At 39.1% G+C, this 14,170-nt stretch carries 11 protein-coding genes; 9 read left to right on the top strand and 2 right to left on the bottom strand.

Features of this window, described 5'->3' with window-relative positions; genetic code table 11:
• Positions 1–73 precede the first annotated feature (73 nt).
• Positions 74–3,706, top strand: a complete 3,633-nt coding sequence (gene rpoB, locus F5ESL0263_RS06675; RefSeq protein ID WP_122035770.1) for a DNA-directed RNA polymerase subunit beta — start codon at positions 74–76, stop codon at positions 3,704–3,706.
• Between the two features lie 16 nt (positions 3,707–3,722).
• Positions 3,723–7,382, top strand: a complete 3,660-nt coding sequence (gene rpoC, locus F5ESL0263_RS06670) for a DNA-directed RNA polymerase subunit beta' (RefSeq protein ID WP_122035768.1) — start codon at positions 3,723–3,725, stop codon at positions 7,380–7,382.
• 68 nt (positions 7,383–7,450) lie between these two features.
• Here rpoC and F5ESL0263_RS06665 read toward each other — a convergent pair whose 3' ends face one another.
• The gene (locus F5ESL0263_RS06665; RefSeq protein ID WP_233558464.1) at positions 7,451–7,822 is read right to left on the bottom strand and encodes a DUF3021 family protein; all 372 of its coding nucleotides are present in this window, start codon (positions 7,820–7,822) and stop codon (positions 7,451–7,453) included.
• Between the two features lie 141 nt (positions 7,823–7,963).
• Positions 7,964–8,653 (bottom strand): A24 family peptidase, encoded by a 690-nt coding sequence (locus F5ESL0263_RS06660; protein WP_122035764.1) that lies wholly within the window; start codon positions 8,651–8,653, stop codon positions 7,964–7,966.
• A 180-nt stretch (positions 8,654–8,833) separates the two neighbouring features.
• On the opposite strand from F5ESL0263_RS06660, the gene rpsL reads away from it, so the two are divergent.
• The 7 genes from rpsL to rplW all read left to right on the top strand — a co-directional run bounded on the left by rpsL (position 8,834) and on the right by rplW (position 14,155).
• Positions 8,834–9,241, top strand: coding sequence for a 30S ribosomal protein S12 (rpsL, locus tag F5ESL0263_RS06655; protein ID WP_046307589.1), 408 nt, complete (start codon positions 8,834–8,836; stop codon positions 9,239–9,241).
• 15 nt (positions 9,242–9,256) lie between these two features.
• Entirely contained in the window at positions 9,257–9,727 is a 471-nt protein-coding gene (gene rpsG / locus F5ESL0263_RS06650) for a 30S ribosomal protein S7 (RefSeq protein ID WP_046307588.1), read from the top strand.
• A gap of 23 nt (positions 9,728–9,750) precedes the next feature.
• Complete coding sequence (fusA, locus tag F5ESL0263_RS06645) at positions 9,751–11,853, top strand: elongation factor G (protein WP_074425752.1); 2,103 nt, start codon at positions 9,751–9,753, stop codon at positions 11,851–11,853.
• A 389-nt stretch (positions 11,854–12,242) separates the two neighbouring features.
• The gene (gene rpsJ, locus F5ESL0263_RS06640) at positions 12,243–12,551 is read left to right on the top strand and encodes a 30S ribosomal protein S10 (RefSeq protein WP_046307586.1); all 309 of its coding nucleotides are present in this window, start codon (positions 12,243–12,245) and stop codon (positions 12,549–12,551) included.
• 25 nt (positions 12,552–12,576) lie between these two features.
• Complete coding sequence (gene rplC, locus F5ESL0263_RS06635) at positions 12,577–13,206, top strand: 50S ribosomal protein L3 (protein WP_046307583.1); 630 nt, start codon at positions 12,577–12,579, stop codon at positions 13,204–13,206.
• A gap of 14 nt (positions 13,207–13,220) precedes the next feature.
• The gene (rplD, locus tag F5ESL0263_RS06630) at positions 13,221–13,853 is read left to right on the top strand and encodes a 50S ribosomal protein L4 (protein WP_046307581.1); all 633 of its coding nucleotides are present in this window, start codon (positions 13,221–13,223) and stop codon (positions 13,851–13,853) included.
• Complete coding sequence (rplW, locus tag F5ESL0263_RS06625) at positions 13,850–14,155, top strand: 50S ribosomal protein L23 (protein WP_046307577.1); 306 nt, start codon at positions 13,850–13,852, stop codon at positions 14,153–14,155. Before rplD ends, rplW begins: the two co-directional genes overlap by 4 nt.
• Positions 14,156–14,170 lie beyond the last annotated feature (15 nt).

Raw genomic sequence — 14,170 nt, 5'->3', positions numbered from 1 at the left:
TAAAAATCCCGCTTTTTGAAATTGTAACCAAAATGTAATATTAGCTTTCTCTGACAGAAAGGATGTTTTCTCCTTGTTAAATGGACACGTAGTGAACTTCGGTAAGCATCGAACAAGACGTAGTTTTTCACGTATTAAAGAAGTACTGAAGCTACCTAACTTGACAGATGTTCAAACCGAATCGTACCAAAACTTTTTGGATGAAGGTATTAAGGAAGTCTTCGACGACATTATGCCGATTAGTGACTTTTCAGGTAAGCTTTCGCTTGAGTACGTTGGCTATAAACTGCAAAAGCCAAAGTATACTGTTGATGAAGCGCGTGATCACGATGCAACTTACGCTGCACCAATGCACGTTACCTTAAAACTGACTAACCAAAAAACTGGTGAAATTAAGACCCAAGATGTTTTCTTCGGCGATTTACCTTTAATGACTGAATCTGGTTCATTCATTATCAATGGTGCCGAAAGAGTTATTGTTTCCCAATTAGTTAGATCACCAAGTGTCTACTATTCTGGCGACTATGATAAGAATGGTCGAGAGATTTTCGGCACAACTGTTATTCCTAACCGTGGTGCATGGCTAGAATATGAAACAGATGCTAAGAATGTTTCTTATGTACGTGTTGATCGTACTCGTAAACTTCCTTTGACTGTTTTAATTAGAGCTTTAGGGATTGGCTCAGATGACGAAATTATTGATATCTTTGGTGAAAGTGATACTTTGCAATTCACTTTGGATAAAGATGTACACAAGAATCCAGCAGATTCACGTGTCGCTGAAGCCTTAAAGGATATCTATGAGCGTCTACGCCCAGGTGAACCAAAGACAACTGATTCTTCACGGTCCCTCTTATATGCTCGTTTCTTTGACCCACGTCGCTACGACTTAGCCCCTGTTGGTCGATACAAGGTTAATAAGAAGTTATCATTAAAGAACCGTCTCTACGGTCAAACTTTAGCAGAAACTTTAGCTGACCCAGATACTGGTGAAATTATTGCTAAGAAGGGTACTGTTGTTACTCATGAAGTAATGGACGGCTTAGAAGAGTATCTTGATCGTGATGACTTCAAGATGGTTACTTATGAACCTTCAAAAGAAGGTGTCTTACCTGACCCAATTGTTGTTCAAGAAGTTAAGGTATATTCAAAGGCTAACCCTGAACGTGTTGTTAAGTTGATTTCTAATGGGCACATCGATAAGGACGTTAAATACTTAACTCCAGCAGATATTTTGGCATCAATTAACTACTTCTTCTTATTACAAGATGGTATTGGTGACACTGATGACATCGATCACTTAGGTAACCGTCGTATTCGTCGTGTTGGTGAATTGTTACAAAATCAATTTAGAATTGGTTTGGCAAGAATGGAACGTGTTGTTCGTGAAAGAATGTCAATTCAGGATCCTTCAACTGTTACACCGCAACAATTAATCAACATTAGACCTATTGTTGCCAGCATCAAAGAATTCTTTGGTTCATCACAACTTTCACAGTTCATGGACCAACATAACCCGCTTGGCGAATTAACGCACAAACGTCGTATGTCTGCTTTAGGGCCTGGTGGTTTGACTCGTGACCGTGCTGGATATGAAGTTCGTGACGTTCACTATACCCAATATGGTCGTCTTTGCCCGATTGAAACTCCTGAAGGGCCAAACATCGGATTAATTAACTCTCTTGCATCATACGCAGTTATTAACAAATACGGTTTCATTGAAACACCATATCGTCGCGTTTCATGGAAGACTCATAAAGTTACGGATCGAATTGATTATCTAACAGCTGATGTAGAAGATAACTTCATTATTGCCGGAGCAAACACCAAGTTAAATCCAGATGGTTCTTTCAAGGACGATTTGATTTTAGCTCGTCATAAGGAAGATAACGTCGAAGTTAGTCCTGATAAGATTGACTACATGGATGTTATTCCTAAGCAAGTTGTTTCGGTTGCGTCTGCATGTATTCCTTTCCTTGAAAACGATGACTCTAACCGTGCATTGATGGGGGCTAACCAGCAACGTCAGGCTGCTCCATTGATTGATCCACATAGCTGTCTTGTTGGTACTGGTATGGAATACCGTGCTGCGCATGACTCTGGTGCTGCAATTGTTGCTAAGGCAGCAGGAACTGTTGAATACGTTGATGCTAATACAGTTAGAATTAGACGCGCTGATGGCACTTTAGATAAATATGTGCTTGAAAAATACCGTCGTTCTAACAACTCCAAGTCATATAACCAAACACCAAACGTTAGATTAGGTGATCAGGTTGAAGAAGGCGAAGTAATCGTTAATGGTCCAACAATGGATCATGGTGAACTTGCTTTGGGTCAAAACCCCGTAATTGCCTTCATGACATGGAACATGTACAACTATGAAGATGCCATCATGCTTTCAGAACGTTTAGTTAAGGATGATGTCTACACTTCAATTAGTATTGAAGACTATGAATCAGAAGCTCGTGATACTAAACTTGGTCCCGAGGAAATTACACGCGAATTACCTAATGTTGGTGAGGATGCACTTAAAGACCTCGATGGTCAAGGAATCGTTCGCATTGGTGCTGAGGTTCATGACGGTGACATTTTAGTAGGTAAGGTTACACCAAAGGGTGTGACTGAACTATCCGCTGAAGAACGTTTGCTTCACGCTATCTTTGGTGAAAAAGCACGTGAAGTACGTGATACATCATTACGTGTACCTCACGGTGGTGGCGGAATTGTTCGCGATGTTAAAGTATATACTCGTGAAAACGGCGATGAACTTTCCCCAGGTGTAAATACCTTAGTACGTGTTTACATTGCACAAAAGAGAAAGATTCAAGTCGGAGATAAGATGTCTGGTCGTCACGGTAACAAAGGTACTGTTGCTGCAGTTGTTCCTGAAGAAGATATGCCATACTTACCAGATGGTACTCCAGTTGATATTTGTTTGAACCCAATGGGTGTTCCTTCACGTATGAACATCGGACAGTTACTTGAATTGCACTTGGGCTGGGCTGCTAATAGTCTAGGTATCCATGTTGCAACTCCAGTATTTGATGGTGCGAGTGAAAATGATGTTTGGGATACTGTTCATAAAGCTGGTATCGACAAAGATGGTAAGACTGTTTTATATGATGGTCGTACTGGAGAACCGTTCCATAACCGTGTTTCTGTCGGAATTATGCACTATCTGAAATTAACCCACATGGTTGATGATAAGATTCATGCACGTTCCATTGGGCCTTACTCATTAGTAACCCAACAACCTCTTGGTGGTAAAGCACAATTTGGTGGACAGCGTTTTGGTGAAATGGAAGTTTGGGCACTTGAAGCTTATGGTGCTGCATACACATTACAAGAAATTTTGACTTACAAATCTGATGACGTTGTTGGTCGTGTAAAGGCATACGAAGCAATTGTTAAGGGTGACAGAATTCCTAAACCAGGTGTTCCTGAATCATTCCGTGTTCTTGTTAAAGAATTACAATCTCTAGGATTAGATATTCGTGTTCTTGACATGGATCACAATGAAATCGAACTTCGTGACATGGATGATGATTCAAATGAACATTTGAATATTGATACCTTGTCGAAGATGGCCGAAGAGCAACAAAAGAAGAAGTTAGCCGAAGAAACCGCAAAATCAGAAGATGAAGAATCAGCCGAGATTGAAGCTCCAGTTGATGAGTCTGACGATGATAACAAGATTTCTAAATAAGTAGGGGGTTAAACTTTTGATCGACGTAAATAAATTTGAAAGCATGCAAATTGGCCTTGCTTCTCCAAATAAAATTCGGAGCTGGTCGTATGGTGAAGTAAAAAAGCCTGAAACGATCAACTACCGTACTTTAAAACCGGAAAAAGATGGTCTGTTTGATGAAAGAATCTTTGGACCAACCAAGGATTGGGCATGTGCATGTGGCAAATATAAAGGTGTGAGATACCGCGGCATCGTTTGTGATCGTTGTGGTGTTGAAGTTACCTCTTCTAAAGTTAGAAGGGAACGGATGGGTCACATCGAATTAGCAGCCCCAGTAACCCACATTTGGTACTTCAAGGGAATTCCATCTCGAATGGGATTGATTCTTGATATGTCACCAAGATTATTGGAAGAAGTTATCTATTTTGCGGCATACATTGTCATTGATCCAGGTGACACTGAACTTGAATTCAAGCAGCTTTTAACTGAAGCAGAATACCGTGAAGAAAAAGCTAAGTACGGTAACCGTTTTGAAGCAAAAATGGGTGCCGAAGCAATTCGCGACTTGTTACGTAAGGTTGACCTAGAAAAAGAAGTTACTGATTTAAAGAAAGAATTGGAAACTGCTACTGGTCAAAAACGTACACGTGCAATCAGAAGATTAGATATTCTTGATGCATTCAAAGATTCTGGTAACAAGCCTGAATGGATGGTCATTGATGCGGTACCAGTTATTCCACCGGACTTGCGTCCAATGGTTCAATTAGAAGGTGGTCGTTTCGCTACTTCTGATTTGAATGACTTGTATCGTCGTGTAATTAACCGTAACAACCGGTTAAAGAGACTGCTCGACTTAAATGCACCAAATATCATTGTTCAAAATGAAAAGCGGATGTTACAAGAAGCCGTAGATGCACTAATTGATAATGGTCGTCGTGGTCGTTCTGTTGTTGGACCTGGTAACCGTCCACTTAAGTCACTTTCACACATGCTTAAGGGTAAGCAGGGTCGTTTCCGTCAGAACTTACTTGGTAAGCGTGTTGACTATTCCGGTCGTTCAGTTATCGATGTTTCACCAAAATTGAAATTCTATCAATGTGGTGTTCCTCGTCCAATGGCACTTGAATTATTCAAGCCATTTGTAATGCACGAATTAGTTAAGCGCAAGATTGCTTCTAACATTAAGAGTGCAAAACGTAAGATTGACCGTGAAGACGATGATGTATGGGATGTACTAGAAGATGTTATCAAGGAAAGAACTGTTTTACTAAACCGTGCACCAACTTTGCACCGTTTGAGTATTCAGGCCTTTGAACCAGTTTTGGTACCAGGTAAGTCAATTCGTTTGCATCCACTTGCATGTGAAGCCTACAATGCCGACTTTGATGGTGACCAGATGGCCATTCACGTTCCTTTATCTGACGAAGCTGTTGCAGAATCACGTTTGTTAATGCTTGCAGCTCACCATATTTTGGCACCTAAGGATGGTAAGCCAATTGTTACACCATCTCAGGATATCGTTTTAGGTAACTATTGGTTGACTCAAGCTGAAAAGGGTCGTGAAGGTGAAGGAATGATTTTCAATTCACCTGATGAAGCAACAGTTGCATATAATAATGGTGATATTCACTATCACACTATTATTGGCATGTCCGCTGATTCAATGCCTAAGAAGTCATGGCCTAAAGGCTACGAACATGGTATTTTCATTACCACTTACGGTAGAATCATTTTCAACCAAATTTTCCCAGAAGATTACTTCTACATTAATGAACCAACTGAAGAAAACTTGAACCACCCATTAAGCGCTAAGTACTTCTTAGAGCCTGGTGAGGATATTCATGAAAAGATTGATGATGTTGCTGGTGATTTAATCTCAACTCCATTTAAGAAATCTTTCTTATCCGATTCAATCGCAACTATTTACAAGTACTACAAGGTTCAAAGAACTTCTGAATACCTTGATGACTTAAAGACACTTGGTTACACTAGTTCAACTACTTCAGGTATTACAATCGGTATGACCGACGTTCCTGAAATTGATGATAAGGATGAAAAGGTTGCTAAGGCGCACAAGCAAGTTGATGTCGTATCTAAGCAATTTAGACGAGGTTTAATTACTGAACAAGAGCGTCACGATCGTGTTATCAGCATTTGGAATGATTGTAAGGATCAGGTACAGGACGAAATTGCTCAAATTTATGATCCTCGTAACCCAATTACAATCATGGCCGACTCTGGTGCTCGTGGTAACATTTCCAACTTTACTCAGTTAGCTGGTATGCGTGGATTGATGGCCACTCCTAACGGTGGATTATTCGAAATTCCTGTTACTTCAAACTTTAAGGAAGGTCTATCAGTTCTAGAACTATTCATGTCAACTCACGGTGCTCGTAAGGGAATGACTGATACAGCCTTGAAGACTGCCCAGTCAGGATACTTGACTCGTCGTCTAGTTGATGTTGCTCAAGATGTTATTATCCGTGAAGATGATTGTGGTACTGATCGTGGTATCAATGTTCATGCCATTATGGAAGGTGACGAATTAATTGAGCCATTATACGATCGTCTATTAGGACGCTTTACTGCTGAAACTGTTAAAGATCCTAAGACTGGCGAAGCTATTGTTGGACCAAATGTCATGCTTGATGAAGATTTATCACATAAAATTTGTGATGCTGGTGTGACAGATGTTAAGATTCGTTCTATTCTGACTTGTGATACTTCCCATGGTGTTTGCCGTAAGTGTTACGGCATGAACCTTGCTACTGGTGAAGAAGTTGAAGTTGGTGAAGCAGTTGGTACAGTTGCAGCTCAATCAATTGGTGAACCTGGTACTCAGCTTACTTTACGTACATTCCACAACGGTGGTGTTGCCGGTGCAGAAGATATTACTCAGGGTCTTCCTCGTGTTCAAGAATTGTTTGAAGCACGTAATCCAAAGGGACGTGCTATTATCTCTGAAGTAGATGGTATAATTGATTCAATTCAAGAAAACCCAGCAGAGCATACACGTGAGATTACTGTTAAAGGTAAGATTGATACTAGAAGCTACAGTGTGCCTTACACTGCATCAGTTGCAGTTAGTGAAGGTGATGAGGTTAGTCGTGGCTCCAAGTTAACTCTCGGATCAATCGATCCAAAGGAACTCATCCAAGTTACTGATACCTTAACAACTGAAGAATACATCCTGGTTGAAGTTCAAAAAGCATACCGGATGCAGGGTGTAGACATTTCTGATAAGCATGTCGAAGTTTTGACTAGACAAATGTTACAGAAAGTACGTGTACTTGATCCAGGTGAAACGAACTTACTTCCAGGTGAAATCATGGATATTGGTGAATTCAAGGAACGTAACACTTCAGTTATTATTTCTGGTGGTATTCCTGCCACTGCACAGAGTGTTATTCTTGGTATTACTAAGGCTGCTCTTGAAACTAACAGTTTCTTATCAGCTGCTTCATTCCAGGAAACTACCCGTGTATTAACTGATGCCTCAATCAGAGGTAAGAATGATCCATTACTCGGTTTGAAGGAAAATGTTATCATTGGTAAGATTATTCCTGCCGGAACCGGTCTTCCAATTTACCGTGATATGGAACCTGAAGCTGATGTTCAAAAACCTAAATCTGTTTATTCAATAGCTGATATTGAAAAGAAGATGAAGGAAGCTGACCAAGCTACAGAATCATAAAATAATGTAAATAAAAACTGTTCTGTTAGAAGTTACTAACGGAACAGTTTTTTGTTTGCTCGAAAATATTACTTTAAAATTTTACCAAATAGAATATATGATAGTGTCCATAAAATAATGCCAACAATCAGAAAGAAACCAAATATTTTTACTAAATCTAGTATTGATTTAGTCGGGAACCAGCCACTGAATACTAAACAAGGATATACGGTAACCAGCATGATTAGAAACTGAACGACAGTTTGTCTTGCTAATGTCCAACTTTTGACATCATAAATAACAGAGGTTGCTGCAACTGCAGTTATTATTAGTCCCGTAATAAATGTCGAGTTGACGCTATAATCATCGATATGTTGTAATTTCATAATTCCAGAAAGTGTACTCATAATGATAAATGGTATGGCGCCACGTATTCCTGCAGATAAAATATAGTGCATCATTTTTCCTCAATAAATTCTAAATGTTTTTATATAAAAGATTTTATCATAGGTTGAAACGCAAAAGAAAATAGGTGATAAAACTGGCTAAATAATAGTCTTTTGATTTTCATCTTTAATCGGAGATCCGACTTAAAAGGCTTTTTATTTGTACAAAAGTTGAGTGATTACACCAATATAAATAAATGGAATAAACGCAACAGAAGCTTTTCTATCTAGCTCATCAGTTTTAAAGAGAATAATTAAAATAATTGATGCGACTAAAAAAGCTAAATTAGCAAATTGAGGACTAAAGTATAGGGCTAGAATTAAATAAACAAGTAGATCCCCGAAACCCAATTTATTTTTGAAGATTTCATAGACAAAAAGAGCAAAAATAGGAAAAAAGTGAATGAGATCAACAGAACTGATTTTTTTGAAATTTACTAGTAAGTGTATGGTTGTAATAATGAAAGCCGGAACAATGAATGCAACATCAAATTCTTTACTTTGGTAGTCGCTAATAGCTGCAAGTAGTAGGCTAAATAGTACAAGTGCAGTATTCATGCCACTAATACTACTAAAGTCAATTTTACAAAAGGCAAAGCCACCCAAAAATTCTATTAAGAAATATTCACAGGGGATGTGCACTTTGCAATAGCGACAGCGACCTTTGAGCATTAAATAAGAAACTAAGGGAATTTCATCAAGTAAGCTTAGTTGCTGTTTGCAATTAGTACATTTGGAACGAGTAAAAATAAAGTCCTCTTTGCCAGCTCTTTCAGCAATTACACATGCGTGGGAAGCCAAACAAGTCCCAATTAAAAAATTAGTCAATTGATAAAGTAAATTCATTTTTCCACCTCACATATTTAAATACGCAGAAAACTAAATTTTGCTTTTTCAAAAAAGAAAATTGCATTTTGCTGAAAAGGTAGTACAATAGTCTTTGTGTATTTTGGAGATAACTCAGGTCTAAAAAAGAAACTCCTGGGTGTGTGAACAAGATAATCAAATTTTAGGAGGAAAAAGTTTATGCCAACCATAAACCAATTGGTAAGAAAAGGCCGTCACACTAAGACGACTAAATCAAAGTCACCAGCTTTAAGCTATGGCTACAACAGTATGAAGAAGGAATTAGTAAACAACCCTGCACCACAAATGCGTGGAGTTGCAACTCGTGTTGGTACTATGACACCAAAGAAGCCAAACTCAGCTTTACGTAAGTATGCTCGTGTTCGTCTTTCTAACTTAATCGAAGTTACTGCCTACATTCCAGGTGAAGGCCACAACTTGCAAGAACACTCGGTTGTTTTAATCCGTGGTGGACGTGTAAAGGACCTTCCTGGTGTACGTTACCATATTATCCGTGGTGCCCTTGATACTGCTGGTGTTGATGGCAGAAAACAAAGCCGTTCTAAATACGGTGCTAAGAAAGACTAAAGGAGGAGTTAAATAATGCCTAGAAAAGGACATATAGCTAAAAGAGATGTTTTGGCAGATCCAGTATACAACTCAAAGCTTGTTACTAAATTAATCAACCACTTAATGCTTGATGGTAAGAGAGCTAAGGCATCTTCAATCCTTTACGATGCTTTTGACATTATCAAAGATAAGACTGGTAAAGAACCACTTGAAGTATTTGAAGAAGCAATGAACAACATTATGCCAGTTTTGGAAGTTAAAGCTCGCCGTATCGGTGGTTCTAACTACCAAGTCCCAGTTGAAGTTCGTCCTGAAAGAAGAACAACTTTGGGCTTAAGATGGCTTGTTTCATACGCACGTTTACGTAATGAACACACAATGGATGAACGTCTAGCTAATGAAATCATTGATGCTTCAAACAACACTGGTTCAGCTGTTAAGAAACGTGAAGATGTACACCGTATGGCTGAAGCTAACCGTGCATTTGCACACTATCGTTTCTAATTTTATAAGGAGAGAATGAATTTATGGCTAATAAACGTGAGTTTCCATTAGAAAAAACACGTAATATTGGTATCATGGCCCACATTGATGCGGGTAAGACTACCACTACTGAGCGTATTCTTTATTACACTGGTAAGATTCATAAAATTGGTGAGACCCACGAAGGTGACTCACAAATGGACTGGATGGAAGAAGAAAAAGAACGTGGTATCACTATTACGTCTGCTGCTACTACAGCTCAATGGAATGACTACAGAATTAACATCATTGATACCCCAGGACACGTTGACTTCACTATCGAAGTTGAACGTTCCCTACGTGTTCTTGATGGTGCCGTAACTGTTCTTGATGGTCAAGCAGGTGTAGAACCACAAACCGAAAACGTTTGGCGTCAAGCTGAAACTTACGGTGTTCCTCGTATTGTTTTTGTTAACAAGATGGATAAAATTGGTGCAGATTTTGATAAGTCTGTTACTTCTTTACATGAACGTCTAAATGCTAACGCAATCGCTGTTCAAATGCCTATCGGTTCTGCTGATACTTTTGAAGGTGTCATCGACTTAATCAACATGGTTGCTGATGTTTATGATGAAGACAAACTTGGTTCTAAGTGGGACACTATTCCAGTTCCTGATGAATACAAGGAAGAAGCAGAAAGACGTCGTAACGAGTTAATTGAACAAGTTGCTGACGTTGACGATGCAGTTATGGAGAAATACCTTAACGGTGAAGAAATTTCCGTTGATGAAATAAAGGCTGCTCTTCGTAAAGCAACTTTGGAATTAAAGGCTTTCCCTGTCTTTGCAGGTTCAGCATTTAAGAACAAGGGTGTTCAAATGATGCTTGATGGTGTTGTTGATTACTTACCATCACCATTAGACGTTAAGCCTTATATCGCTCATGATCCTAAGACTGATGAAGAAGTTCAATTGATTGCTGGTGACGATAAGCCATTCTCAGCTTTAGCATTCAAGATTGCTACTGACCCATTTGTTGGTCGTTTAACTTACATTCGTGTTTACACTGGTTCACTTGAATCAGGTTCATACGTTTTAAACGCATCAAAGAACAGTCGTGAACGTGTTGGTCGTTTATTGCAAATGCACGCTAACTCAAGAAGTGAAATTTCTGAAGTCTTCTCAGGTGATATCGCTGGTGCTATCGGTTTGAAGAACACTACTACTGGTGACTCTTTAACTGACCCAGATCATCCATTGATTTTGGAAAGTTTGGAAGTTCCAGACCCAGTTATCCAAGTGTCAATCGAACCTGAATCAAAGGCTGACCGTGATAAACTTGATGTTGCTTTACAAAAGTTAACTGAAGAAGACCCAACTTTCAGAGCTGAAACTAACGCTGAAACTGGTCAAACTTTGATTTCAGGAATGGGTGAATTACACCTACAAATCATGGTTGAACGTATGAAGCGTGAATTCCACGTTGAAGCTAAGATTGGTGAACCACAAGTTGCCTACCGTGAAACCTTCACTAAAGAAGCTAAAGCACAAGGTAAGTTTGTTCGTCAATCTGGTGGTAAGGGTCAATACGGTGACGTTTGGATTGAATTTACTCCAAATGAAAGAGGTAAAGGCTACGAATTTGAAGATGCCATCGTCGGTGGTGTAGTTCCTCGTGAATTTATCCCATCAGTTGATGCTGGTTTGCAAGAATCAATGAAGAACGGTATCCTTGCAGGTTACCCACTGATCGATGTTAAGGCTAAGCTTTACGATGGTAGTTACCACGAAGTCGATTCATCAGAAGCTGCCTTCAAGGTTGCTGCATCTCTTGCTTTAAGAAATGCCGCTCCTAAGGCTGGTGCTGTAATTCTTGAACCAATTATGAAGGTACAAGTTATTACTCCTGAAGAATACTTGGGTGATGTAATGGGTTCAGTTACTGCTCGTCGTGGTACAATGGACAACATGGTAGACCGTGCTGGTGCCAAAGTATTGAATGCAATGGTTCCACTTGCTGAAATGTTTGGTTACGCAACTACTTTACGTTCATCAACTCAAGGTCGTGGTACATTTACTATGGTATTTGACCACTATGCTGCAACTCCTAAGTCAATTCAAGAAGAAATTATTAAGAGTCGTGGCGGTAACAACAATAACGCTGAATAATTTTAACTAAACAATTTGTTTAATCGAGCTATTGGTAAATCCAATAGCTCTTTTTTTGTTTAAAAATAAGCAATTTTCTTGCTATATCGAGCTATAGATAGTAAATTAGGCGCTGTTGAAAATTTTTAATCTTAATTTTTGAAAAAAAGTATATTAATTAATTGGTCAAAATCGAGAAAAATATCCTAAAACCCTTGATATCTAGCCATAAAATCAGTATACTAGTCTTTGTGCGCTTAGGGCATACTATGCTCTAATGCACATATTTGTTGTAAAGCGTTGATGCAAAAGGTTGCGGCACACCAGGCTGCATTGCCACAGAGGTGGTGCTGGGAATTTTTGCGGAAGCTAGTCATCTTTTAAAAAGAAGACGTTGAGGAGGTAATTCAATGGCAAGTCAATCAATTCGTATTAGACTTAAGTCTTACGAACATGGTATTCTCGATGAATCGGCTGCTAAAATTGTAGAAACAGCTAAGAGAACTGGTGCTGAGATCTCAGGTCCAGTTCCACTACCAACAGAAAGGGTTTTGTTTACTGTTCTTCGTTCACCACACAAGAACAAGGACTCACGTGAACAATTTGAAATGCGTACGCACAAGCGTTTAATCGATATTTTAAGTCCTACACCTAAAACTGTTGATTCTTTAATGAAGCTTGATCTACCAAGCGGCGTTGACATCGAAATCAAATTATAATTTTTAAAAAGAAAGAGGTGTAATCATGACCAAAGGAATCTTAGGAAGAAAAGTCGGTATGACTCAAGTCTTCACCAAAGATGGCATCCTTGTTCCTGTAACTGTTGTTGAAGCAACTCCTAACGTTGTTATGCAAGTTAAGACTGTTGAATCAGACGGTTACGAAGCAGTTCAATTGGGATACCAAGACAAGCGTGAAGTTTTGAGCAACAAACCAGAAAAAGGTCATGCTGAAAAAGCAAAGACTTCGCCTAAGCGCTTCATACGTGAAATCCGCGGAGTTGAGCTTAAGGACTACGAAGTCGGCTCAGAAATTACTGTGGACACATTTAAGGAAGGTGACGTCGTAGACGTTACTGGTACTACAAGAGGTCATGGATACCAAGGTAACATTAAGCGTTGGGGCCAATCACGTGGACCTGAAACTCACGGTTCAAGATACCACAGAGTTCCTGGTTCAATGGGTTCCATCATTAACCGTGTACCAAAGGGCAAGCGTTTGCCAGGTCACATGGGTATGAAGAAAGTTACCATTGAAAACTTAGTAATTGAAAAAGTTGTAGCAGATAAGAATGTTTTACTTATTAAAGGTAACGTTCCAGGCGCTAAGAACTCTTTAATTACTGTTAGATCTGCTGTTAAGAATAGTAAATAGGAAGGAGGACTAGAATGGCTAATTTAAAAGTTATCGATCAAAAAGGTAAAGATGCCGGTGAAGTTACTTTAAAAGATGAAGTATTTGGTATCGAACCAAACGAAAGCGTAGTTTTCGACGCAATCATCAGACAAAGAGCTGGCAAGCGTCAAGGTACCTCAAAAGTTAAGAATAGATCTGCTGTTCGCGGTGGTGGTAAAAAGCCATGGAAGCAAAAAGGTACTGGTCGTGCTCGTCAAGGTTCTATCCGTTCACCACAATGGCGTGGCGGTGGTGTAGTCTTCGGACCAACTCCACGTTCTTACGCATATTCAATGCCAAGAAAGCAACGTCGTTTGGCTATCAAGTCAGTTCTTTCCCAAAAGTTGATTGATAAGAATTTGATCGTTTTAGACCAGTTGACAATGTCTGCTCCTAAGACTAAAGAATTCAAGTCAATGTTAGACAGCTTAAATATTGAAGGTAAAGTACTTGTTGTTTCAGAAGACAAGAATGTACAACTTTCAGCTAGAAACTTACCAAAGGTTAAGGTTGTTCCTATCAACGGTTTAAACGTTGAAGACGTTGTCAACTATGACAAATTGATCTTGACTAAGGATGCTATTGAGAAGATTGAAGAGAATGTTGAGGGGGCTTCGAGAAAATGAGTGCACATGATATCATTTTAAGACCTATCATTACTGAAAAGTCAACGAACTTAATGGATGATAAGAAGTACACTTTCAACGTGCTTTTAACTGCAACCAAGACTCAAGTTCGTAATGCTGTCGAAGAAATCTTTGATGTCAAAGTTAAGAAAGTTAATATCATGAATGTTCGTGGTAAAGACAAGCGAGTTGGTCGTTACACTGGTAAGACTGCTCGTACGCGTAAAGCAATTGTCACATTAACTGATGATTCAAACGACATTAAGATTTTCAAAGACGAAAATCAAGAAGAAAATAAGTAATAGGAGGTCAGTCAA

Origin of the sequence: Lactobacillus sp. ESL0263 (genome assembly GCF_003692845.1) — a bacterium.
Classification (GTDB): domain Bacteria; phylum Bacillota; class Bacilli; order Lactobacillales; family Lactobacillaceae; genus Lactobacillus; species Lactobacillus apis.
Note: the sequence above shows the minus strand (reverse complement) of the source record. Positions and strands in the feature narration are given on the sequence as shown.